Raw genomic sequence first — 22828 nt, 5'->3', positions numbered from 1 at the left:
TAAGAAGGTGTTGAGGATGCCCTGGTTCGTCGCAATCGCATTGCTGGTCGTTCCGGTGGCGGAGATCTACGTGATCATCCAGGTCGGCCAGGCCATCGGTGGCTGGCCCACGGTGGCGCTGCTGCTGTTCGAGAGCGCGCTCGGTGCCTGGCTGATCAAGCGGGAGGGCCGGCGCGCGTGGAAGGCGCTGCAGCAGGCCACCGAGACGGCGCGGATGCCCACCCGGGAGCTCGCCGACGCGGCGCTCGTTCTGGTCGGCGGCACGCTGCTGCTGACGCCGGGCTTCATCACCGACATCTTCGGTTTCTTCTTCGTGCTGCCGTTCACCCGGCCGCTGGCGCGCAAGGCGCTGGCCGCGTTCCTGAGTCGCCGGATTGCCGCCCAGTTGGGCGGCAATCCGATCACCGGCTTCATGCCCGGTACGTTCCGGCCGCCCACTGCTGAGGACGCCGACCGGGCGCACCGTCAGCGGGAGGCCCGCGACGACGTCGTACAGGGTGAGGTCATTCAGGGCGAGGTCGTCGACCCCGAACGGCCACAGGACACCAAGTAGGTCAGTCGGCCGGGTCGACGGCGACACCGGTCGGCGATTCGACCACCGAGTCGGGCGTCGGAGTGTCGTCGGTTCCAGGGGCTGTCGCGCGGCGGATGCCGATCGCGCCGATGACCGTGGCGACCACCTCGATCAGCGTCATCCAGATCCAGACCCGCTGGCCGATGTGCTCGAACAGCAGCACACCGAGCACCGGGCCGACGGTCGCGCCGAGGCCGAACATGGTCTGCATCGCCCCGATGTACCGGCCGCGCAGATGCGGCGGCGCGATCATGCCCGGATAGGCGAACATCGTCGGCACACCGACGATCTCCGACAGCGTCCAGAACAGCGTGCCCAGGATCAGGAACACCGGCAGCATGTCGATCGCGTACATCGCATAGCCCAGCGCCACCAGCGTGAATCCCGTCAGCTGCACCACCCGGATCGGCCAGCCCTGGACGAACTTGGTCGCGATCATCTGGCAGGTCGCGCAGATGATCGCGTTCATCGTGATCAGCGCGCCGTACCACCAGATGCTCTGCCCGGCCGCCTTGATCGCGAGCGGCAGGGCCGCCGTGTACTGGACGTAGACGACTGCCTGGAGGAAGAACGCGACCATGAACAGCGAGTACCGGTAGTCGCGAAGGACGTCGACGTACCGGCCGCGGATCGGCGGGTCGGCTTCCTCCGCCTTCGCCTTGGCCGCTGCTGCGGCAGCGCTGCGATCCGGTTTCGGCAGCGCGACGAGCGCGATCACGCCGAAGGTGAGAACGGCCAGCGCTTCGGCCCAGAAGAGCAGGTTGTACGAGATTTCGGCCAGCGCGACGCCGATCAGCGGCGCGACCGTCGTACCGAGGTTCACGCACAGCATGTACATCGCGGTGACCATCACCAGCTTGTCCGGCGGGGTCAGCTGCGTGATCATCGACTGCGCCGCCGGGCGGTAGAACTGACCGACCGCACTGACCAGCAGGACGGCCAGCAGGATCAGCGGGTAGTACTTGATGTAGATCAGCGAGGCGATCAGCACCGCGGATCCCATCATCGAGATCACTGTCGCCGAGCGCGGGCTGAGCCGGTCGCTGAGCCAGCCGCCGATCGCGGTGCCGAGCACCGCGCCCGCGCCGTAGACACCGAGCGCCCAGCCGGCCTGGCTGCCCGAGAACCCGCGATGGGTCAGGAACAGGACCAGGAAGATCTGCAAGAACGAGGCGAGCTTGCTGACGAACACACCGGCCAGCAGCGCCTTGGCCTCGCGTGGAGTCTGCCGCCAGGTCTCGAACACCCCCGGTCGGGCCTTCGTCCCCGTCTCGTCCGCTACCTCACCGCTCATCGGCGATTCACCTTTCTGTTCCCCCACACCCAGCGACTGGCGCTGCTCTGGTTACTGAGGGCGCGGCGGGGCCCCGCTGATACAGATCCGGCGGACTGCCCGTTCAGGCAGGGCCGAACGGCCCGCGCCCGCGTGTATCAGAACTGGCCGGTCTCGCGCCTCTTCAAGTCTGAAGGCGTTGCGGAGCGGGGGTGCCTGGAGCCCGCGCGTCCACCTAGGAGGGGAACCCGGATATGCCAGAAGAGGTAACTCAAACGATTGAAGAGCTGGGCGAGGACTTTGTCCAGAGGCAAGCGCACTATCTTCGCCGGTTCCGCGGCGAGGGCCCGGTGCACGAGGTGATCTTCCCGCACGGTGCGAAGGTCTGGCTGGTGACGCGGTACGCCGACTGCAAGATGCTGGCGCTGGATCCGCGGGTCGGCAAGGACGGCCGCCGGCTGAACGAGATGTATGCCAAGCACTCCACGCTGAGCTCGCCGATGCACTCGACCAGGGACGAGGACGAGGAGGCCGAGCCCGGCTTCGACGACGAACTCGCCGCGCACGTCCTGAACAGCGACCCGCCGAACCACACCCGGCTGCGCAAGCTCGCCATCAAGGCGGTGACGCCGGCCCGCCAGGAGGCGTTGCGCCCGAAGGTCGAGGTCGCCGTCGAGCGGCTGCTGGACAAGCTCGAGGAAGCGCCGGTGGTCGACCTGCTGGCCGAGTTCGCCTGGCCGCTGCCGCTGGGCACGATCTGCGACCTGTTCGCGATGCCGGAAGAGGACCGGGAGAACTTCCGCAAGTGGTCGGGCACGCTGACCGGTGCCGGTCAGGACCCCGAAGAGGTCGCGTCCGCGTCCAAGAACATGACCGAGTACGCGAACTCGCTGATCGACGCCCGCCGGGAGAGTCCCGGTGACGACATGATCAGCGAGATGCTCAAGATGGACATCGACGGCGACCAGCTCACCCAGAGCGAGATGGTCGGGATGATCTTCATCGTCGTGACCGCGGGCCACGTCACCACGGTCCACTCGATCGGCAACGGCGTCTTCAACCTGCTCACCCACCCCGAGGAGCTGGAGAAGCTGCGCAACGATCCGTCGCTGATCCCGGCGGCGGTCGACGAGCTGATGCGGTACGACCCGGCCGCCTCGGTCGGCACCTTCCGGTTCACCAAGGCCGAGATCGAGGTCGGCGGCGTGGTGATCCCGAAGGACCAGATCCTGGCTCTGTCCTGGGGATCGGCGAACCGCGACGAGACCAAGTTCGAGGACCCGGACCGGCTCGACGTCACCCGCTGCCCGCAGGGCACCTTCTCCTTCGGGCACGGCGTGCACTACTGCATCGGCATCCCGATGGCCAAGATGCAGATCGAGATCGCGCTGGAGCGGCTGCTGGCCCGCTACCCGCACCTGCGGCTCGCAGTACCGGCCGACGACGTGCGGTGGACGAGCAGCGCCCTGCTGCACGGTCTGGCCGGACTACCTGTCTCGGTACTCCCACCCGACTGACCTGCACAGGGGCCGGCGCTACGCTGCAGCGCCGGCCCCACCACCACTAGGGCGTGAGTTCGGCGATCCGGCTGAACGAGGCCTGCGCTCCGGTGACCTCGACGCGGACCTTGGCGGTACTGACCGGCGCCGCGAACGGGACCCAGCGGGCGACTGCCGTGTTCCCGGTGACAGTTGCCTGGGTCAACCATTGCGTGCCGTCCCAAGTCTGGACGGCGAAGTCGGTTGGTACGCCATCGGGATGCGACGTCAGTCCCACACCGCGCAACTCCACCGCCGTCGGTGAACTGATTGTGAGGCTGTCCGGGTAGGCGTTCGCGGTGTCGTCGTTCCAGAACGTCGCCGGGTCACCGTCGAGCGCGTTGGACGCGAGGTAGGTCCGCGTCCTGCCGTCGACCTCGTTGGGGGCATGCTCACTCGACGCGACCGCGGTCGTGCCGGATGGCCAGCTCCCGAACACCAGTACGTCGACAGTGGTCGTGGCCCGGGTGCCGTCGGGCGCCGTGACAGTCACAGTCACCGGGTACTTTCCGCCGGGAACACCAGCCGGTACGGCGAAGTGCAGCGTCGTGAGGGTGGCTGTCTGGGCAGGTGTCAAAGGAATCGTCGGTGCCTGGACGGTCCAGCCCGCCGGCGCGTCAGTGGTGACTCGTGCCGTACCGCCGCCGGTCGAGCGTCCTTCGACGAGCAAGCTGACATCGCCGCTGTGCTCGGCGACGATGGGCGCCGGGTTCCCGGTCGAGATGACCGCGACGGCGGTGATCGGCGCGCCCGGTGCAGTCACCGTGAAGGTGTAGTCGCCGGAGCCCGCAGTGAGGCGCAGCGACTTCTCGGTGGCAGGGCCGGTGGTCAGTCCGGCCACCGGATCGGCCGGATGTCCAGCGGACCAGAGGGTTTGGTTGCCCTCGCGGACTGTCGAGGCAGAGCCGCCGAGCAGCGGCAGCTCGATTGTCGCCGTGCTGCCTACCGGGACGACGGCGTGGTACGTGAGGTTGCTGCCCGAGCGCTGCCAGGAGCTCTCCACCAGTCCGCGCACAGTCTGCTGAGCCGACGTCACGTCGGTGAGGTCACCGACCACGCTCGGCGCGAGGGTGAACGTCCGCCACCCGGGGGTGCCGGGCTGGATGCCCGCCAGCTGTTCGTAGTACCACTGGCCGATCGATCCGGCCAGGCCGATGTGGTCCTTGGACGAGGTGCCGTTGGCGGCTGAGGAGTTCACCCAGCTCTCCCAGATCGTGCCGGGACCGTTCTTCACCATGTAGCCGAAGCTCGGGAAGTCGACGCGTTCGGAGACAGCCAGGGCGACATCGTTGCGGTCGTACTTGCCGAGCGCCTGGTAGACGTACTTCGTGCCGACGAAGCCGGTCGTCACGTGGTTACCGTGGCCGGCCAGATCCGCGACCAGGCGGTCCAGGACCGCCTGCTCGTGCCCGGTCGGGACGATCCCGAGTGCCAGTGGCATCGCGTAGGCCAGTTGGGTGTTCGGGGCGTACTTGTTCGTCGCGGCATCGAAGTACTCGGCGGTGAAACCGGTCCGGATCGCCTCGGCCAGCTGCCGGTACTTCGCCGCGTCGGCCGGGTTGCCCAGAACGTCGGCGATGTCCCCGAGGATGCGGCTGTCGATCAGGTAGAACAGCGTCTGGAAGTACACGTGTTGGGTGCTCACGGTCGACAGCCAGTCGTCGCCCCACGAGCCGGGAGCGTTCGTGACGATGTGCCGGTCGTTGCTGATCGTGCCGAGATAGTCGACCCAGCCTTTGAGATGCGTGTAGTTGTCCCGGAACACACTGGCGTCGCCGTACTGCGTGTAGCTGTCCCAGACGACCTGTGGATACGCCGTGCCCCACGCCGGGTCGGTGAACCACCGGCCGGGCCCTTCACCCTGATCGGGTGCCACCGAAGGCACGCTGCCATCGGGGTTGATGCTCGTCCTGATGTCGCCGAACCACTTGGCGTAGAACGACTGCAGGTCGAGATTCGCCATCGCCTCGGCGGCGGTGTCGCCGGCATCGCCGAGCCAGCCGTGCTTCTCGCGCGTCGGGCAGTCCAGTGGCATGCCCTGGAGGTTGTTGAGCTGGGTCCGGACCAGGGCGTTCTGGATCTGGTTGAGCAGCGGGTTCGACGTGCTGAACGAGCCCGTCGTGGCGACGTCGCTGTGGATCACCTGGGCGAGAACATCGGCCTTGGTACCCGCCGGGAGCCCGGACACTTCGGCGTACCGGAACCCGGCGTAGTTGAAGCGTGGCATCCAGGTCTGGGTGCCGGAGCCGTCGAAGGTGTAGTCGTCGATCTGGCGGCCGGTCTCGGCGGGGGAGAAGCTGATGTTGGCCGTGCTCACCCGGCCGCTCGCGTCGAGCAGTTCGCCCTTGGTGATGGTGACCTTCGTGCCGGCCGGGGCCTCCGCGCGCAGCGTCACCTGACCCGAGTAGTTCTGACCGAAGTCGTAGACCTGAACGCCGGTGGCCGGACTGGTGATCTTCTTCGGTCCGACGGTGCTGACGATCCGGGTCGGTGGAGTGGAGTCCGCCTCGAGCGCGGTCAGGGCCCAGGACAGCTCGGGCTGCGGCGCGAAGACGCCGAGCTCCGCCAGCCGGAAGGTACAACTCGTGTCGCGACACGCCAGCTTGGTCGCGGTGACCCGCAGATAGCGCCCGCTGCCCGGCGCGCTGATCGAGACCGGAGCCGTCCCGGGATTCGGCTGGTCGCTCTCGGTGCGGTCGGCAACAGTCGTGGCCGTCGCGAAGGTGGGGTCGTCGCTGACCTGGACCTGGTACCGGACCGGGAAGCCCGCGCCGGGGAAGTCACCGGCCGGATCGTTGGTCGGCCTCGCCGGATACAGCGTGACACCGGCGATCGGCCGGTTGCTGCCGAGATCCACTTGCACCCACTTGGTCGTGTCCGGAGTGGCCGCGATCGCGGAGTGGAAGCCCTGGCTGGCGGTGACGGAGGTGGTGATGCCGTCGACGAGATTCGTCCGGGACCAGCCGCAGCACGCGGTCTCATCCGATGCGGTCACCGGCTGGCGCAAGGCAAGACTGACTGGGCCGGAGACCGGCGAGTACACCGGCACGAGAGCCCACGAGCTGTCGTCGTACGCCGCGCTGTCCCAGCCCTTCGGGAGTTTGCGGGCGTCCCAGCTCTCGCCGTTGTAGAAGTCGTCCCGGGTGACCGGCCCGGCGGCACTGCGCCATGCGGCATCGCCGGCGACCGTCGTCCGGGTGCCGTCGGTGAAGGTCACCGAGAGCTGCGCCACGAACGTCGGCCGGCCGCTGTACTGGCCGGTGCCCAGCATGACGGCCAGCGCGTTGCGGCCCTGGTGAAGGTGGTTGGTCACGTCGAGGGCGCGATAGGTGACCCGCTTCGCGTAGTCGGTGACCGAGGAGTCGAGCAGTTGCTTCGGCTCGACCAGGGAACCGTTGAGGTGCGGCTCGACGAGTCCCTGCGCGCCGACGTACAGGCGTGCGCGGGCGATCGGCTTGGGGAGAGCGAAGGACCGGCGGACCAGCGAGCCGGCGGGCGCCTGCAACCAGGACGCCGTCCAGTCCGGTGCTGTCATCGGACCGACATCGAAGGTGCTGACGGGCGACCAGGACGAAGCCTGTCCCTCGCGGTTCCAGGTGCGCACGACCCACTCGTAGGTGTGGTCAGCCTCGAGCGCAGGGCCTGCGTAGACGACGCCGGTCGATTCGTCCGAGGCGACCCGCCCTGAGTCCCAGACCAGGGGACGGGCGCTGCCGCGGTCACTCGGTACGCCGGACAGCCTGACCTGATAGCCGGATTGAACCTGGCCCCGACCGGAGTCGTTGACGACCCACGAGAGCGTCGGGTGCTCGGCGTCGACGAGCGCGTCAGCCGATTGCCCTGCGACTCTCAGGCCCGAAGGTGGCAGCGCCGTCGAGCCGTCGACGGCCTGGGCCGGCAGTGCTGCCGCCCCTGCCAGCAGCAGAACCCACGCGCAGACCGCCGCGATCGCCTTGCCGTTCATGATCGTCCTCCGTCACCTGATCCACCGGATCCTGAATCGTTTCAGCGAAACGTAGGCGCAGGCGGGAGGCGCGGACAAGACACCGCTCCTGACTGACCGGATGCGGCCAGGCATGACGAACGGGCCGTCACCACCGATGTGGTGACGGCCCGTTCGGCGTTCCTGAACTGACGCTGTGTCAGGCTGTGCGCTTGGTCGAGGCGCGGGGGGCGCGGTGCAGGTGCGCCGGGCCGATCTCGCCGGACCGGAGCAACGCGACGCGCTCGGCGAGCAGCTCCTCCAGTTCGGAGATGCTGCGACGCTCGCGCAGCATGTCCCAGTGCGTCCGGGCCGGCTTCTCCTGCTTCGGCTCCGGCTTCTCACCGGTCGAACGGGCGGCCTCGCTGCCGCAGTGCGGGCACTCCCAGATCGCCGGCACCTCGGCGTCGTGCGCCATGGTTACCTCGACCACGTGCCCGCGGGGGCAGTCGTAAGTGATCATCTGACGCGGCGCGAACTCGACGCCGCGGTCATCCTCGAAGCTGACCCCACCCAGCCCCGAACCACGCAGAACGCGATTAGACATGTCAAACCTCCGAGATTCGTCATCCGAGACAACGGTCGGCCGACCCGGATCATTCCCATTTTGGCATGCCCGAGCTCCAGGTACGCACCTGACAGCACCGTCATCACGCCCTGTCATCAGGTGTTCACGAATCACTGTGTGTCGCAGACCACAGTGATCGCGCCGCCTGATCTTCACAGCCAGTTGCCAGGAAGGCCCGATCCATTCCTCAGTTACGGGCCCTAGCGTCTGCGTCCGTGACCAAAGCCAGTCTCCTCCCACGGCACAAACTCCGTGGTCTCAGCATGCTGAACGTCGCCCTGGTGGCCATCGTTCTGGCCATTGCAACAGCCGCCTACCTGCTTTTCTTCCGCGGCGAGCCGGAAGCGGCCGGTACCACCCGCCCGACGGTGACCGTCGCGCGCGGCGACGTGACCGCGGGGGTCAGTTCGAGCGGGACCCTGCAGAGTTCCCAGACGGCGTCCCCGCAGTTCGCCACCTCGGGGACGGTGACAGCCGTCCTGGTGAAGGTGGGCCAGGTGGTGGCCAAGGGCGCGGCGATCGCGCGGATCGATCCGGCGTCCGCGGAGCGCGAAGTACGGATCGCCGAGCAGAACCAGATCGCGGCGGCGAACTCGGTCACCGCCGCCCAGGAGACGCTGGACGACGCCGAGGACGCCAAGCAAGCAGCTGACGAGGCAGCGGCCGAGCCGACGCCCACGCCGACCCCGGGGGAGCAGACCCAGACCCAGACCCAGGCGCAGGCGCAGTCGCAGAGCCAAGGGCAGAGTCCCGAGGTCGCGGTGTCCAACGCGGAGGCGAGCCTGGCTCGGGCGAAGGCGGACAAGGAGCAGGCCGACCAGAACCTCGAGGCGGCCCAGTCCGATGTCACCAACACCACCTTGAAGGCGCCGATCGCGGGCACCATCACAGCGATCAACGGCTCGGTCGGCTCAGTGGCCGGCGGGTCGAGCGGCTCGGGTTCGACCGGCGCGACCGGAACCGGCGCGACCGGGCAGGGCTCGACCGGCGGCAGTTCGAGCACCACGACGAGCAGCGCGGCCGGTACCGGCTTCGTCGACATCTCCGACCTCAAGACGCTGCAGGTGGTCGCGTCCTTCCCCGAGGCGGACGCGGTCAAGATCAAGACCAAGCAGGCCGCCACGGTCACCCTCAACGCCGAGCCCGGCAGCACACTCACGGCGACGCTGACCTCGGTCTCGCCGACTCCCACGACGACGAACGGCGTGGTCTCGTACTCCGCGACCTTCACGCTGGCGAAGGTGCCGGCATCGGCGCGGATCGGGCAGACCGCGAACGTGACGGTGCAGACGGCGAAGGCGACCAACGTCCTCTACGTGCCGACCACCTCGATCGTGACCAGCGGGACGACGCACACGGTGACGATGGCCAACGGATCCGGCAGCCGTGAGGTGCAGATCGGCGTACAGGGCGGAAGCTTCACGCAGATCACGTCGGGGCTCGACGAAGGCGATCAGATCGAGCTGATCCAGGGCGCGATCGGTACGGGTGGCACTGGACAGGGCGCTGGTCAGGGACGGACCGGGGCCGGCGGCACGGGACAGTTCCCGGGCGGCGGTACCGGGCAGTTTCCGGGCGGCGGCACGGGGCAGTTCCCGGGTGCAGGTACGGGGGCGAACCGTGGCCGCTGATGGCCTGATCGAGATCCGGGGCGTCACCAAGACCTACGGCCTGGGTGAGACCGCTGTGCACGCGTTGCGCGGGGTGTCGCTGCGGGTGGATGCGGGCGAGTACGTCGCGGTGATGGGGTCGTCCGGGTCGGGCAAGTCGACGTTGATGAACATCCTCGGCTGTCTCGACGTACCGAGCCGGGGCGAGTACTGGCTGGACGGGACCGATGTGGCCCGGCTGTCGGAGGACCAGCAGGCGCTCGTGCGGGGGCGGAAGATCGGGTTCATCTTCCAGTCGTTCAACTTGATCCCGCGGACCTCGGCGCTGGCGAATGTCGAGTTGCCGCTGACCTATGCGCACTTGAAGAAGGCCGACCGGCGGCGGCGTGCGCGCCGGGCGCTGGAGCTGGTCGGGTTGTCGGATCGCGAAGACCATCGGCCGAATCAGCTGTCCGGTGGTCAGCAGCAGCGGGTGGCGATCGCGCGGGCGCTGGCCACCGGGCCGCGGATCCTGCTCGCGGACGAGCCGACGGGCAACCTGGACGCGCACTCGACGGACGAAGTACTGGGGATGTTCGACGAGCTGAACGCGGAGGGCCGGACCGTCGTCGTGATCACTCACGAGGACGAGGTGGCGCGGCGGGCGCGGAGGCTGATCCGGGTCGCGGACGGGCGGATCGTCGCTGACGAGGTGACCGGCTGATGTCTCCTCGGGACCTGCTCGGGGCCGCTCTGCGCGGCCTCGGCGCCAACAAGCTGCGCTCGCTGCTGACCGTGCTCGGGGTCGCCATCGGCGTCGGGGCCGTCATCGTCCTGGTTGCTGTCGGCAACGGCTCGGGGAAGGCGGTGCAGGACCGGCTCGAAGCTTTGGGTACCAACCTGCTGACCGTCTCGACGACCGGGGGAGGCGGCGGCTTCGCTCGCGGCCAGGCCGGGCCGTCGGCGCAGCAGTACAGCCTGACGATGGCCGATGCCGACGCGCTGGGGGACGACCGGCTCGCTCCTGACGTGGCGGCAGTGGCTCCCGTGATGACGGCTACGGGTGGCACGGCGACCAACGGCGACGTCAGCTACTCCGTCAGCCAGTTGATCGGTACGACCCCGGAGTACCTGCCTGCGACGAACACGCCGGTCGGGGTCGGCCGGGCGTTCACCGAGCAGGACGTCGACAGTTCGCAGCGGGTTGTGCTGCTGGGGCAGACGGCGGCGACCGAGTTGTTCGGGCGGGCGAACTCGGCGGTCGGGCAGACGATCAAGCTGGGCGCGGTCGAGTTCGACGTACTGGGAGTGCTGGCGGCCAAGGACGCCGCCGGGTTCACCGATCCGAACGCGACGGTGATCGTGCCGATCAGCACGCTGCGGGAGACGCAGGCCGGGTACGGCGCGCTGTCGCAGATCGTCGTCCAGGCGACCAGCAAAGAGCGGGTCGACACCGCGCAGGCCGAGGTGACGCAGTTGCTGACGGCGCGGCATCAGGTACCTGCGACGGCGACATCGCCGTTCCGGATCCAGAACTCCGCGCAGATCCTGCAGACCAGCCAGGACACGGCCGCGACGTTCACCGCGCTGTTGGCCACGGTGGCGGCGATCAGCCTGATCGTCGGCGGGATCGGCGTCACCAACATCATGCTCGTCACTGTCACCGAGCGGACCCGTGAGATCGGGATCCGCAAGGCGCTCGGTGCGCGGCGGCGGACGATCCTCGGGCAGTTCCTGATCGAGGCGACGCTGCTGAGCCTGATCGGCGGGGCGGTCGGCGTGGTCGCGGCGCTGATCGTCAGCCGGTTCCAGCTGGCCGGAGTACAGCCGGTGCTGGTGCCTTCCTCGATCGCTCTCGCCTTCGGCGTCTCCGCTGCCGTCGGCCTGTTCTTCGGCAGCATGCCCGCGCACCGGGCCGCCGGTCTCCGTCCCATCGATGCACTCCGCCACGAGTAAGAAGGACCAGCCATGAGCACGCAACACCCCGATGACGAGTTCGCGCAGATCGGTACCGACGAAGAGGTCGGCGAAGCGCTGAAGCCGAAGAAGACGCTGAACTTGCCCGCGGCAACCGCCGTACTGGCCGGCGTGGTCGTCCTGGCGATCGGCCTTGCCGGTGGGGCCGGGCTGCACGCCGCCTTCGCGAAGGACTCCACGCCGGCCACCGCTGCTGGGCCTGGTGCTGGGCGTGGTGCCGGTGGGTACGGCGGCTTCCGTGGTGGTGGCCAAGGGCAACTACCTGGCGGCGCTCCGGGGAGTGCGGCGATCGGTACGGTCGTGTCGGCCTCCAGTTCGCAGCTGGTGGTGAAGACGCAGAACGGCGACGTCACGATCAAGCTGACCGGAGACACCGCGATCACGACCACGACCCAGGGGACCGCTGCCGACCTCAAGGCCGGGCAGCAGGTCATCGTCAGCGGCGAAACCACCGACGGCACCCTCACCGCCCGCACAGTCAGAGAAGGCGAGACCGGCTTCGGCCGCAACCCCAACGCCACCCCCTCAACCCGCTGACCCGCCCCCGGTGCGAGGCTCTTGGGAGGCCCCGCACCGGGGCGCGACGCGTGCGCAGCACCCGCGGGGCGCCGCCACCAGGCGGGCGCCCGGCGCGCCCTACTCGCTGGCTGATCGGAGGGCGGTGCGGGCTTGGTTGCGGAGCCAGGTGTGGGCTCGGTCTGTTTCGTAGCGTTGATGCCAGGAGAGGTAGACGGCTGCCGGTGGAGTTTCTAGCGGCAGGGGGAGTAGAGCTAGGTCGAGATCTTGGGCTGCTGTGGTTGCGGTTAGCTCGGGAACGGTGACGAGTAGGTCGGTTGTGCGGATGATCGCGAAGGCGGCGGCTTCGGTTGCTGCTGAGGCCACGACTTGCCGGGTGAGCCCTCGTTGCGCCAGGACCTCGTCGATGGCGTTGGTGAGGTGGCCGCGGCGGGAGACGGTGACGTGTTCGGCTGCGGCGTACTGCGCGGCGGTGATCGTCTTGCGCTTGGTGAGCGGGTGATTTCGGCGTACGGCGACGACCTGCCGGATCTCGCCGACCACCAGTTCGTTGCGGATGTCGGCCGCGGGGGTGTGGTTGGCGTTGGCCTCCAGGTCGACCTCGCCGCGGCGGAGTCCGGGAGTGTCGCCGCTCGACTCCGCGATGAAGCGCAGCCGTACGCCGGGCGCCTGCTCGCGGACGGCGGTGAGGAGCTTCGGGCCGGCGACGGCGACCAGTGAGTCGTGCCAGCGCAGGGTGAAGGTGCGGTCGAGGGTGGCGAGGTCGAGCTCGCGACTCGGTGCCAGCACGCCCTGGACCTGCTGAAGCAGTTCATGGACCTGCTCGCGGACGGCGATCGCGTACGGCGTCGGCGTCATCGTGCGACCGGTGCGGACCAGGATCTGGTCCCCGGTCGTCCGCCGGATCCGGCCCAGGCTCCGGCTCATCGCGGGCGACGTGACGTGCAGACGATCGGCGGCCGCCTGCACGCTGCCTTCTTCGAGCAGGGCGTCGAGCGCGGCGAGCAGGTTCAAATCCAGTTGCATGCGAGTAATCCTAGACGTGCGTAGCATGCATTTGCGGTTAATCCACGGCGTACCTACCGTCGAGCCATGACCACTGATGAGCTTCTGGAGAACACCATCGAGGCCGTGCGATCAGCCGGCTCCGAGTTGCTCGACCGCTTCGGTCCGGTCGTCCGGTACGAGACCTTCGACCAGCTGATGACCGCGCTCGCCGCCAACGACGACGCGGCCCTCGCGATCCTGCGGCCCCGCCTGACGGAGCTTCGACCCGACGCTCGCTGGGTGGAGGAGGAGCTCGACGGCGGAGCGTTGCCGCCCGGCGAGTGGTGGGTCGTGGATCCGGCGGAGGGCAACATCAACCACCTGCGCGGCATCCCCGAGTGGGCTGTGACCGCGACCCTTGTCCGCGACAACCAGCCGGTGCTGACCGTCGTCCACGTCCCGCTGACCGCGGACACCTATACCGCCGTCGCCGGTGCGGGCGCGTTCTGGAACGGCCAGCCGCTCCATGTGTCGCAGACCTCGAGTCTCGCCCTGAGCGTGGTCGCGACGAGCCAGGCGCGGCCGGATGAAGCCGAGGCGGTCACCCGGCGCGTCGGCGGTTCGATCACCGCGATGCTCCACGATGCACTTGTTGTGCGTACGTCCGTACCGGCGACTTTGCATCTGGTGAACGTGGCTGCTGGTCGCATCGACGCCTTCTGGCAGTACGCCGGTGCGCGGGCTGACCTGTTGCCCGGCGCGTTGCTCGTCACCGAGGCCGGCGGGCGGATCTCCGATGCCGAAGGCAACGACTGGACGCCGGCCAGCGAGAGCTTCCTGGCCGCCGCGCCCGGCGTGCAGGCCGAAGCTGTCTCGACTCTGTCGAAGGCGCTGGTGGCATGACCAAGATCGCAGTCCTGGGCAAGGGCCGCGTCGGCGGCAACCTGGCCGCCGGCCTCACCAAAGGCGGCCACGAAGTAACCACCGCCGACCGCACCCCCGGCGCCGCCGCCCAGGCCGCTTCGGCTGCCGAGGTCATCATCAACGCCACACCCGGCGCCGGCTCCCTCGAACTCCTCACCGGCCTACGCGAGCCGTTGCGCGGCAAGCTCCTGATCGACGTCTCCAACGCGACCATCGACGGGCCCGACGGCCTACCCGCCGACCTCCTCTATCCCGGCTCCAGCCTCGCCGAGCAACTCCAGCAAGCCCTCCCCGACACGCACGTCGTCAAAACCCTCAACACCATGCTCTACCCAGTGATGACCGCACCGACCATGCTCACTGCGACCCCCACGGTCTTCCTGTCAGGCGACGACCCCCAAGCCAAACAATCCGTCCGCGCCCTCCTCGCAGACCTCGGCTGGCACCCCGACTGGATCACCGACCTAGGCACCATCCAAACCGCCAGAGCCCCCGAAGCCGCCATCCTCTTCGTCCCCCACGTAATCCGGGCTACCGGCTTCAAACCCTTCGCCATCTCAATCACCCACTAGCCGAAAACCCGTCGCCTGGTGGGGGTTGGGTGGTCGCGCTCTCATCGGCAGCGGCGGGTCGGATGATTGACGGGCTGGCTTGGAAAGCGCTATCTTCCGACGAAATGAGGCGCAAAAAGTACAAATCGCCTCTTCGTCGACAGGAGAAGACGGCATGGGTAAGGCGTTGACGTGGGTTGCTCTGGGGTTGGGGGCGGTGCTCGCCGTGGGTGGGTGCGGCACCAGCGGGGCAGCTGAAGTGAAGCAGGATCCGAACGCGGCGCTGGAGCTGTGGACGCGGACGACGCCGGGTGGGGACGGTGAGAAGGGGATGAAGAAGCTCGCGGCCGCGTTCGAGGCGAAGACCGGGCGGAAGGTGACGGTGACCGCGATCTTCGACGACTTCGAGACGAAGCTGTCGCAGCGGGCCGCGCAGAAGGATCTGCCGGACATCGTCATGAACGACTCGTCCCAGCTCGGCACGATGGTCAGCCAGGGGATCGTCCGCGAGGTCGATCTGAGCAAGGTGCCGGGCACCGACCAACTGCTCGCCTCCGCACTGGCGTCGGCGACGGCGGGTGACGGCAAGGTCTACGGCGTTCCGTACTCCGCGCAGGCGAGCGCCCTGCTGATCCGCAAGGACTGGCGGGCCAAGACCGGCCTCCCCGTGCCGAAGACCTTGGAGCAGTTCACCGCCCTGGCGAAGGCGTTCACCACCCAGGACCCGGATGGCAACGGCAAGGCCGACACTTACGGGCTGGCCGTGCCAGGGTCCACCAAGCGTGGGTACGCCTCCTGGTACTTCTCCAACTTCCTCTGGGGCGCCGGCGGCGACTTCATCACCAAGCAGCCCGACGGCCACTACAAGCCGTCGATGTCGACGCCGCAGTCGACCGCAGCGGTGAAGTGGTTCCGCGACCTCGCGTGCACCGACCGGGTCATCCAGCCGGGTGCCGCGACGATGGACACGCCCCCGACCAACGAGACATTCGAGGCGGGCAAGACCGGCATGTACGTCGTCGGCCCGTACCTGATGCCGCGCTTCGACAAGTCGCTCGGCAAGGACAAGTACGAGGTCGTACCCGTTCCCAAGGGTGCGAAGGACTCGACCGTGCTCGCCGAGGGCGGCAGCGTCTACCTGATGGCCGGCTCGGCCAACCAAGCCGCGCAGGAAGCCTTCGCCTCCTACGTGATCTCCGCCGAGGGGCAGAAGGTCGGAATGCAGGGCGAGAAGGCGTTCAACGTGCAGCTGCCGGTCAACAAGACCGTCGACGTCACCACGGTTCGCAGTGACCCGCGCTGGAAGGTGTACGCCGACGTCTACCGCGACCACGCCCGGTACGCGCCGTCGATCCCGAACTGGACGCCGATCCGGCAGGACTCGGCCGACACCATCAACGCCCTGATCGCCGACTGCGGCCTGAACCTCGAGACCGAGATGTCGACGCTCGACGGCAAGCTGGCCGCCGCGCTCAGCAAGCAAGGCATCGCCGCATCGTGAGCGTCAAGGAAGCCGCTCCACCGCGAGCCGCGCCCAGACGACAACAGCCCAAGACACGTCCCAAGAGAAAGAACAGCCAGTGGTGGATCCCGTGGCTCTTCCTCGCTCCGGCGCTGATCCTCTTCCTGTACTTCAAGTTCATCCCGATGGCCCAGGCCGTCTCGATGTCCGTGCAGGAGGTCCGGCCGTACCTGGGCAACACCTGGGTCGGCTCGGCCAATTACCACGAGATCCTCTCGTCGGACAGCTTCCATTCGGCGCTGGGCAACACGGTGGTGCTGGCGATCGGCCAGACGTTCGGTTCGATGGTGCTCGGTTTCGGTCTGGCTCTGCTGGTGGAGGGCCAGACCCGCAAGCTCACCTTCATCCGGTCGGCGGCGTTCCTGCCGGTCGTCGTACCGATCGCCGTGGTCGCCGAGCTCTGGCGGATCATGTACCACCCCACGAGTGACGGCCTGCTCAACCAGTTGCTCGGCCTGATCGGGCTCGGTCCGTCCGGGTTCATCAACGACCCGGACACCTCGCTCGCGTCGATCGCCGTCACGGGGATCTGGCGCGGCGCGCCGTACGACATGATGATCTTCCTGGCCGGGCTGGCGGGGATCGACCGCGGTCTGTACGAGGCGGCGACGGTCGATGGCGCGTCGACGAGGCAGCGGATCCTGCATGTCACGCTGCCCGGTCTGCGGCCGGTGTTCGCGATTCTGTTCGTACTCGCTGCAGTCCGCGGGTTCCGCAGCTTCACCGAGGTCTTCCTGCTGACCAACGGCGGCCCGAACGGCTCGACCGAGGTCGTGATGACCCTGATCTACAAGCTGGGGCTGGAGCAGAACCGGCTCGGCGTGGGCTCGGCCGGCGCCGTCCTGCTGTTCGTCGCGACGCTCGTGCTGACCGTGTGCGTGCAGCTGCTCCGGAGAAGGAGGACCGCATGAGCGCCGCCACCGAGACCGCCCTCGGCCTCACCGAAAGAACCGGTCCGGTCGCCAAGGCGATCAAGTTCGTCGTGTACGCCGGACTGTTCGTCATCTTCGCCGGCCCGCTGCTCGCGTTGCTGGTCAGCTCGTTCAACCACGTGTCCGATCCGACCCAGCTGAGCATCCTGCCGAAGAGCCCGACGCTGGACAACTTCCGGGTCGCGTTCGACCACGGCGTACTGCGCTATCTCGCGAACTCGTTCTTCGTCGTCGGCTTCGGACTGCTGCTCCAGGTCGCGGTCTCCGTTCTTGCGGGCTACGCCCTGGCCCGCAAGAAGTTCCGCTTCATGACGCTGGTGATGGTCGCGATCCTGGCCACGATGATGCTGCCCGAGGAGATCCTCGCGCTGCCGCTGACCCTCGTGCTGGCCGACCTGCCGCTCGTCCATCTCAACCTGATGGGCACGCTGGCCGGGATGATCGTGCCGCTCGGCGCGTGGGCGTTCTCGATCCTGGTGATGACCGAGTTCATGAAGGACGTGCCGCCCGAGCTGGAGGAGGCGGCCCGGATCGACGGGGCCGGCGAGTTCCGGATCTTCGGCCAGATCATCCTGCCGCTGTGCAAGCCGGCGCTCGGCGTGATCGGGGTGTTCGGCTTCACGATGATCTGGGACCAGTACCTGCTGCCGTTGCTGGTGGCAACCAACTCGGACGCCTACACCCTGCCGCTGGCGCTCAGGACGCTCCGGATCGACCCGGTCGTCACGCCCGGCGTGGTGATGGCGGCGTCCTTGCTGGCCCTGCTTCCATCGGTGATGGTGTTCCTCTTCTTCCAGCGTTCCTTCGCCCGCGGCCTGACCGCGGGCGCCCTGAAAGGCTGATGCACGATGTCCAAGGCGTGGTTCCGGCACGACCGGTTCGGGATGTTCATCCACTGGGGCCTGTACGCGTTGCCGGCCCGGCACGAGTGGGTCAAGAACCGCGAGCGGATGACGGATACGCAGTACGACCGGTACTTCGAGCGCTTCGACCCCGATCTGTACGACCCGCGCGAGTGGGCCCGGTCGGCTCGAGGCGCGGGGATGCGGTACGTCGTACTGACGACGAAGCACCATGACGGGTTCTGCCTGTGGGACAGCGCGCTCACGGAGTACAAGGTCACCAACACCCCGTACGGCCGGGATCTCCTGCAGCCGTTCGTCGAGGCGTGCCGGGCCGAGGGGCTCAAGGTCGGGTTCTACCACTCGCTGATCGACTGGCATCACCCGTCGTTCCCGATCGACGGGGTGCACCCGCAGCGCGACGACGAGGAGGCGAAGAAGCAGCCGCGGGACATCGCGGCGTACCGGACGTATCTGCACGGTCAGGTCCGCGAGCTACTGACTGACTTCGGGCAGATCGACTACCTCTTCTTCGACTTCTCGTACGCCGGCCGCTCCGACCTGTGGTGGGGCGGCAAGGGCGCGGAGGACTGGGGCTCCGAGGAGCTGCTCGCGATGGTCCGCGAGTTGCAGCCGGACATCCTGGTCAACGACCGGACCGGACTGCCCGGCGACTTCGTGACGCCGGAGCAGTACCAGCCGGCCGGACCGATGGAGGGTCCGGACGGGCCGATCGCGTGGGAGGCGTGCCAGACGCTCAACGGGAGCTGGGGCTACGACCGGGACAACTTCGACTACAAGAGTCCCGACCTGCTCGTCCGGATGCTGATCGACGGCGTCTCGAAGGACGGCAACCTGCTGCTCAACGTCGGTCCGACCGGCCGTGGGCTGATCGATCCGATCGCCGAGAGCACCCTGCAGGCGATCGGCGACTGGATGCGGCTGCACGAGCGGTCGATCCGGGGCGCGGGCGCTTCGCAGTACGTCGCTCCGCCCGACGCCCGCTACACCCAGAACGGCGACCGGCTCTACCTGCACCTGTTCAGCTGGCCCTTCAAGCACGTCCACCTGCCTGACCTGGCCGGCCAGGTCAGCTACGCGCAACTGCTCTCGGACGCGTCGGAGATCCACCTGATCGAGCCTGACCCGAGCCGGGTCGCGGAGAACACCCAGCCCGGCGCCCAGCCGCCCGGGACGCTGACTCTCCAACTCCCGGTACGCCGCCCCGAGGTCGCCGTACCGGTCATCGAACTGTTCCTCTCACCAACCGCCTCTGGAGAGAACCCATGAACCGCCGCACCTTTCTCGCCGCCGGCACCGCAGCCGGATTGGCAGGTATCTCCATGACCGGCACGTTGCCCGCCGTCGCCCACCGCCGCGATCGCCGGTACGTCCGTACGCTCGACGAATTGCGCCGCGCGCTCGCCACCGCCGTACCGGGCACCGTCATCACCGTTGCCGATGGCCACTACCCCGTACCGGCCGGGGAACCGATCGCGATCACCGGCAAACGCGGTGCGCCCGGCGTGCCGATCACGATCCGGGCCGAGTCGCCGGGCGGGGTGGTGCTGACCGGCGAGCAGAGTTTCGTGCTGACCGGGTCGTCGGACATCACGCTGAGCGGGTTCGGGTTCCGGCAGAGCACGACGCTGGACATCCCGCCGGACTGCCGGCGCATCCGGCTCACCCGCAACGACTTCCAGCTGGCCGACATCGAGGGCCTGCACTGGGTGATGGTCCGGGCCGACCACTCGACGATCGACCACAACGCGTTCCACGGCAAGACGACGCTGGGCATCTTCCTCGGCGTCGAGGGCGCCGGGACCGACGAGATGGCGACCGGGGTGCACATCTATCGCAACCACTTCAGCGACCACAGCTTCCCCGGCGACAACGGTGGTGAGCCGATCCGGCTCGGGGTCAGCCCGCGGGCGTTGTCGAAGGCGGGCGCGGTGGTCGAGTTCAACCTGTTCGAGCGTGCCAACGGCGACCCGGAAGCGATCTCGGTGAAGTCGACCGGCAACATCATCCGGCACAACACGATCCGCGACAGCCTCGGCGGGATCGTACTGCGGCACGGCAACGCGAACTGGGTCGAGGGCAACTACCTGCTGTCGGGCAGGAACGGGATCCGGATCTACGGCAACGACCACTACATCGTGAACAACTACCTCGAGCGGATCGCCGGCTCGGGCATCGTGCTCGGCAGCGGGAGCGTGCGCGACCACCTGCCGGGAGAGACGCCGGCGTCGCGGCGTGGCAACGACGCTCCGGACGGTGTGCTGATCGCGCTGAACACCGTGCTGGACAGCACGACCGCCATCAGTGGCGAGAGCCATCGGACCATCCCGCCGCTCGGTTGCATCATCACGGACAATCTGTTGGTGGCTGACAACGGGCAACACGTGAACATGCCGTTCCAGGACGGCATCAGCTGGGCGGGCAACCTTCATTGGGGCGCGGCGACGGACGGGAACGCTCCGGCGGGCAGCTTCTTCCGGGCGGATCCGAAGCTGGCGGCGGGAGTGGACGGGATCCGCCGGCTCACCGCGGGCAGCCCGGCGATCAACGCCGCGAGCCGGTCGTACCGGGATGTCGACTTCGACCTGGACGGCGACCGGCGTACCGGCCGGGTCGATGTCGGGGCCGACGAGTACTCGCGGCGGCGGCCGGTACTCCGCCCGCTCACCGCCGCCGAGGTCGGGCCGAACGCGTGATGAAGACCCAGGAGCTTGGCGTCAGCACCCGGCGGGAGGACGAGTTGATCCGGACGCATCTGGACCGGCTGCGGCTGGACCTCGTCGTCGCCGCCAGGATCACCAAGGTGCACCGCGAGTGGTCGCGTCCGCTGCAGCCGGATCCGTTCTCGCGGCTGTACCTGATCCTCGAAGGCGAGGGCCGGCTGGTCGTGGGGGAGCAGGAGCTCTACCCGAAGCCGGGGGAGCTCTGCTATCTGCCGGCCGACGTACCGGTGTCGTACGAGACGATCAGCGACAATGTCTTCCGCAAGCACTGGCTGCACTTCTCCGCGCTGGTCGGCGACCGGGACATCGGCGAGCTGCTGTCGTTGCCGTACATCGTGCCGAGCAAGGCGCCGGAAGAGGCTGCGACGCTCTTCGAGCAGGTGGGTGCGGCTGACCGCGATCCGCCGAGTCTGGCGACGCCGTTGCGGCTGCGGTCCGCGTTGACCGCGCTGTTCGCGCACTACCTGGACAGTGCGCCGGCTGGGTCTGTGCGGCTGGCGCAGCAGCAGACCGAGGAGACCAGCGTCGTCCAGTACATCCAGCAGAACCTCGGTACTGCGTTGTCGGTCGAGGAACTGGCCGCGCACTTCGGGCAGGATCTGGCGACCTTCGTGCGGCGCTTTCGCACGGAGTTCGGGTTGTCGCCGAAGCAGTACATCAAGCGTGTCCGGATCGAGTGGGCGCAGCGTGAGCTCGCCTCGACGACCCGGCCGATGGAGGAGATCGCGGCCGAGGTCGGGATGGATCAGTCGTACTTCTCCAAAGTGTTCCGTCAAGTCAGCTCGGTGACGCCGAGCGAATACCGCAAGCTGTACCGCCCCAACGGTTGAGGAGACTTGCCATGGATCGTCGTGCCTTCTTAGTCGGCGGGATCGCTGTCGCAGCGATCGCCGCTGTAGAGCTCCAAAGGCCCAGATCGGTCGCCGCTCAGACGACCGCTCTGGTCACCTCCCTGTCCCAGCTCCAGTCCGCCATCAACTCCGCCACCGCCGGTACGACGATCACGCTGGCCAACGGCTCGTACGCGGTGAACTCGGCGATCACGATCAGCGGGCGGAACGGGACCAGCGCCGCGCCGATCGTCATCCAGGCCGAGACGCGGGGTGGGGTGACGCTGACCGGGTCGCAGACCTTCGTGTTCTCGAACTCGTCCTACGTCACGATCAGCGGCTTCAACTTCCGGCAGAGCGTCACGCTGGACCTGGCGGCCAACTCATCTCGGCTGCGGCTGACGCGTAACGACTTCCAGCTCGCCTCGTCGGTCAGCCACTCGGTCGTTGTCCGGGGCAACGATGTGAAGGTCGACCGGAACGTGTTCCACGACAAGTCGACGGCCGGCTGCTACCTGGTGGTCGACGGCCCGTCGGGTGACGACGTGATCGCGCAGCGGACGTACATCCTGCGCAACCACTTCCGGGACCACTCGTTCACCGGCGACAACGGCGGTGAACCGATCCGGCTCGGGTTCAGCGGCCGGGCGCTGGCCGACGCCGACGCGACGGTCGAGTACAACCTGTTCGAGCGGGTGAACGGCGACCCCGAGGCGATCTCGGTGAAGTCGTCGGGCAGCACGATCCGGTACAACACGGTGCGCTCGTCGGCCGGCGGCATCGTGCTGCGGCACGGCAACAACAACCGGGTGGAGAGCAACTATCTGCTGTCCGGTGAGAACGGCATCCGGATCTACGGCAACGACCACCTCATCATCAACAACTACGTAGGCGATGTCGCCAGCGCCGGCATCATCTTGGGCAGCGGCTCGGAACGCGACCACACCCCTGGTGAGTCCGACACCTCCCGCAAGGGCAACGACGCTCCGGACCGGGTGACGATCACTCTCAACACGCTGCGCAACAACAACGGCGCGATCGCCGGCGAATCCCAACGCACGATCCCCCCGCTCGCCTGCAAAATCACCGACAACCTCCTGGTCGGCGCCAGCGGTTCGCTGACCGACATGCCCTACCAGCAAGGCATCACCTGGTCCGGCAACATCCTCTGGGGCGCCGCATCCAACGGCAACATCCCCACCTCCGGCTTCACCCGAGCCGACCCCAAGCTGACCGCCGGCACCGACGGCATCTACCGCCTGGGCTCCGGCAGCGCCGCCATCAACGCAGCAAGCGTCAACCACGCAAGCGAGGTAACCGACGACCTCGACGGCCAAACCCGTACAGCTCCGTACGACGTAGGCGCCGACGAGTACTCAACCGCGTCACCAGTACGCCGCCCACTAACCCCATCCGACGTAGGCCCCAGCGCACCCTAACGCCCCACCGCCCCCGCCCCCTCCCACCGACCCACCACCC

Annotated in this window: 19 protein-coding genes; 15 read left to right on the top strand and 4 right to left on the bottom strand. The window is 68.1% G+C overall.

Features of this window, described 5'->3' with window-relative positions:
* Nucleotides 1-16 precede the first annotated feature (16 nt).
* A complete protein-coding gene (locus tag ABD116_RS19735; protein WP_343971928.1) occupies nucleotides 17-553 on the top strand; it encodes an FxsA family protein in 537 nt (178 codons plus the stop codon).
* Nucleotide 554: 1 nt separating this feature from the next.
* Here the strand turns inward: ABD116_RS19735 and ABD116_RS19730 are convergent, their stop codons facing one another.
* A complete protein-coding gene (locus ABD116_RS19730; RefSeq protein ID WP_343971925.1) occupies nucleotides 555-1868 on the bottom strand; it encodes an MFS transporter in 1314 nt (437 codons plus the stop codon).
* Between the two features lie 329 nt (nucleotides 1869-2197).
* On the opposite strand from ABD116_RS19730, the gene ABD116_RS19725 reads away from it, so the two are divergent.
* Nucleotides 2198-3364 carry a cytochrome P450 family protein gene (locus ABD116_RS19725; protein ID WP_343971922.1) on the top strand — a complete coding sequence of 389 codons (1167 nt, stop codon included), beginning with the start codon at nucleotides 2198-2200 and terminating at the stop codon, nucleotides 3362-3364.
* Nucleotides 3365-3410: 46 nt separating this feature from the next.
* On the opposite strand, the gene ABD116_RS19720 is transcribed toward ABD116_RS19725, so the two are convergent.
* A complete protein-coding gene (locus ABD116_RS19720) occupies nucleotides 3411-7349 on the bottom strand; it encodes a family 78 glycoside hydrolase catalytic domain (protein WP_343971920.1) in 3939 nt (1312 codons plus the stop codon).
* Between the two features lie 178 nt (nucleotides 7350-7527).
* Nucleotides 7528-7914: an RNA polymerase-binding protein RbpA gene (locus tag ABD116_RS19715; protein WP_343971917.1), complete on the bottom strand. Its 387-nt coding sequence runs from the start codon at nucleotides 7912-7914 to the stop codon at nucleotides 7528-7530.
* A 236-nt stretch (nucleotides 7915-8150) separates the two neighbouring features.
* Here ABD116_RS19715 and ABD116_RS19710 point away from each other — a divergent pair, with 236 nt between their 5' ends.
* From ABD116_RS19710 to ABD116_RS19695, 4 genes are read left to right on the top strand one after another with little or no spacing between them, the layout of a single operon-like run.
* Nucleotides 8151-9566 carry an efflux RND transporter periplasmic adaptor subunit gene (locus ABD116_RS19710; RefSeq protein WP_343971914.1) on the top strand — a complete coding sequence of 472 codons (1416 nt, stop codon included), beginning with the start codon at nucleotides 8151-8153 and terminating at the stop codon, nucleotides 9564-9566.
* Entirely contained in the window at nucleotides 9556-10248 is a 693-nt protein-coding gene (locus ABD116_RS19705) for an ABC transporter ATP-binding protein (RefSeq protein ID WP_343971911.1), read from the top strand. The genes ABD116_RS19710 and ABD116_RS19705 overlap by 11 nt, the downstream gene beginning before the upstream one ends.
* Entirely contained in the window at nucleotides 10248-11480 is a 1233-nt protein-coding gene (locus ABD116_RS19700; RefSeq protein ID WP_343971908.1) for an ABC transporter permease, read from the top strand. The genes ABD116_RS19705 and ABD116_RS19700 overlap by 1 nt, the downstream gene beginning before the upstream one ends.
* 12 nt (nucleotides 11481-11492) lie before the next feature.
* Nucleotides 11493-12038: a DUF5666 domain-containing protein gene (locus ABD116_RS19695; protein WP_343971905.1), complete on the top strand. Its 546-nt coding sequence runs from the start codon at nucleotides 11493-11495 to the stop codon at nucleotides 12036-12038.
* Between the two features lie 99 nt (nucleotides 12039-12137).
* On the opposite strand, the gene ABD116_RS19690 is transcribed toward ABD116_RS19695, so the two are convergent.
* Nucleotides 12138-13043 carry a LysR family transcriptional regulator gene (locus ABD116_RS19690; RefSeq protein ID WP_343971902.1) on the bottom strand — a complete coding sequence of 302 codons (906 nt, stop codon included), beginning with the start codon at nucleotides 13041-13043 and terminating at the stop codon, nucleotides 12138-12140.
* A gap of 66 nt (nucleotides 13044-13109) precedes the next feature.
* On the opposite strand from ABD116_RS19690, the gene ABD116_RS19685 reads away from it, so the two are divergent.
* From ABD116_RS19685 to ABD116_RS19645, 9 genes are all read left to right on the top strand, one after another.
* Nucleotides 13110-13907 carry an inositol monophosphatase family protein gene (locus tag ABD116_RS19685; protein ID WP_343971900.1) on the top strand — a complete coding sequence of 266 codons (798 nt, stop codon included), beginning with the start codon at nucleotides 13110-13112 and terminating at the stop codon, nucleotides 13905-13907.
* Entirely contained in the window at nucleotides 13904-14500 is a 597-nt protein-coding gene (locus ABD116_RS19680) for an NADPH-dependent F420 reductase (protein WP_343971898.1), read from the top strand. The genes ABD116_RS19685 and ABD116_RS19680 overlap by 4 nt, the downstream gene beginning before the upstream one ends.
* A gap of 154 nt (nucleotides 14501-14654) precedes the next feature.
* Nucleotides 14655-15980, top strand: a complete 1326-nt coding sequence (locus tag ABD116_RS19675) for an ABC transporter substrate-binding protein (protein WP_343971896.1) — start codon at nucleotides 14655-14657, stop codon at nucleotides 15978-15980.
* Nucleotides 15977-16912: a carbohydrate ABC transporter permease gene (locus ABD116_RS19670; RefSeq protein WP_343971894.1), complete on the top strand. Its 936-nt coding sequence runs from the start codon at nucleotides 15977-15979 to the stop codon at nucleotides 16910-16912. The genes ABD116_RS19675 and ABD116_RS19670 overlap by 4 nt, the downstream gene beginning before the upstream one ends.
* Nucleotides 16909-17775, top strand: coding sequence for a carbohydrate ABC transporter permease (locus tag ABD116_RS19665; protein ID WP_343971892.1), 867 nt, complete (start codon nucleotides 16909-16911; stop codon nucleotides 17773-17775). Before ABD116_RS19670 ends, ABD116_RS19665 begins: the two co-directional genes overlap by 4 nt.
* Before the next feature lie 6 nt (nucleotides 17776-17781).
* The gene (locus ABD116_RS19660) at nucleotides 17782-19065 is read left to right on the top strand and encodes an alpha-L-fucosidase (protein WP_343971890.1); all 1284 of its coding nucleotides are present in this window, start codon (nucleotides 17782-17784) and stop codon (nucleotides 19063-19065) included.
* Nucleotides 19062-20492: a polysaccharide lyase 6 family protein gene (locus ABD116_RS19655; RefSeq protein ID WP_343971888.1), complete on the top strand. Its 1431-nt coding sequence runs from the start codon at nucleotides 19062-19064 to the stop codon at nucleotides 20490-20492. Before ABD116_RS19660 ends, ABD116_RS19655 begins: the two co-directional genes overlap by 4 nt.
* A complete protein-coding gene (locus ABD116_RS19650) occupies nucleotides 20492-21349 on the top strand; it encodes an AraC family transcriptional regulator (RefSeq protein WP_343971886.1) in 858 nt (285 codons plus the stop codon). The genes ABD116_RS19655 and ABD116_RS19650 overlap by 1 nt, the downstream gene beginning before the upstream one ends.
* Before the next feature lie 11 nt (nucleotides 21350-21360).
* Entirely contained in the window at nucleotides 21361-22788 is a 1428-nt protein-coding gene (locus ABD116_RS19645; RefSeq protein ID WP_343971884.1) for a polysaccharide lyase 6 family protein, read from the top strand.
* The last annotated feature ends 40 nt before the right edge of the window (nucleotides 22789-22828 follow it).

This window comes from Kribbella koreensis, assembly GCF_039525325.1.
GTDB lineage: Bacteria > Actinomycetota > Actinomycetes > Propionibacteriales > Kribbellaceae > Kribbella > Kribbella koreensis.
The sequence above is the reverse complement of the archived record's forward strand: the minus strand, read 5'-3'. Positions and strand labels throughout refer to the sequence as shown.

Excerpts from the sequence above, each read along its gene's own strand:
- ABD116_RS19650 (WP_343971886.1), top strand. The coding sequence starts at position 20,492 with ATGAAGACCCAGGAGCTTGGCGTCAGCACCCGGCGGGAGGACGAGTTG.
- ABD116_RS19655 (WP_343971888.1), top strand. The coding sequence starts at position 19,062 with ATGAACCGCCGCACCTTTCTCGCCGCCGGCACCGCAGCCGGATTGGCA.
- ABD116_RS19700 (WP_343971908.1), top strand. The coding sequence starts at position 10,248 with ATGTCTCCTCGGGACCTGCTCGGGGCCGCTCTGCGCGGCCTCGGCGCC.
- ABD116_RS19660 (WP_343971890.1), top strand. The coding sequence starts at position 17,782 with ATGTCCAAGGCGTGGTTCCGGCACGACCGGTTCGGGATGTTCATCCAC.
- ABD116_RS19690 (WP_343971902.1), bottom strand. The coding sequence starts at position 13,043 with ATGCAACTGGATTTGAACCTGCTCGCCGCGCTCGACGCCCTGCTCGAA.
- ABD116_RS19730 (WP_343971925.1), bottom strand. The coding sequence starts at position 1,868 with ATGAGCGGTGAGGTAGCGGACGAGACGGGGACGAAGGCCCGACCGGGG.
- ABD116_RS19680 (WP_343971898.1), top strand. The coding sequence starts at position 13,904 with ATGACCAAGATCGCAGTCCTGGGCAAGGGCCGCGTCGGCGGCAACCTG.
- ABD116_RS19735 (WP_343971928.1), top strand. The coding sequence starts at position 17 with ATGCCCTGGTTCGTCGCAATCGCATTGCTGGTCGTTCCGGTGGCGGAG.
- ABD116_RS19665 (WP_343971892.1), top strand. The coding sequence starts at position 16,909 with ATGAGCGCCGCCACCGAGACCGCCCTCGGCCTCACCGAAAGAACCGGT.
- ABD116_RS19720 (WP_343971920.1), bottom strand. The coding sequence starts at position 7,349 with ATGAACGGCAAGGCGATCGCGGCGGTCTGCGCGTGGGTTCTGCTGCTG.
- ABD116_RS19695 (WP_343971905.1), top strand. The coding sequence starts at position 11,493 with ATGAGCACGCAACACCCCGATGACGAGTTCGCGCAGATCGGTACCGAC.
- ABD116_RS19645 (WP_343971884.1), top strand. The coding sequence starts at position 21,361 with ATGGATCGTCGTGCCTTCTTAGTCGGCGGGATCGCTGTCGCAGCGATC.
- ABD116_RS19715 (WP_343971917.1), bottom strand. The coding sequence starts at position 7,914 with ATGTCTAATCGCGTTCTGCGTGGTTCGGGGCTGGGTGGGGTCAGCTTC.
- ABD116_RS19675 (WP_343971896.1), top strand. The coding sequence starts at position 14,655 with ATGGGTAAGGCGTTGACGTGGGTTGCTCTGGGGTTGGGGGCGGTGCTC.
- ABD116_RS19685 (WP_343971900.1), top strand. The coding sequence starts at position 13,110 with ATGACCACTGATGAGCTTCTGGAGAACACCATCGAGGCCGTGCGATCA.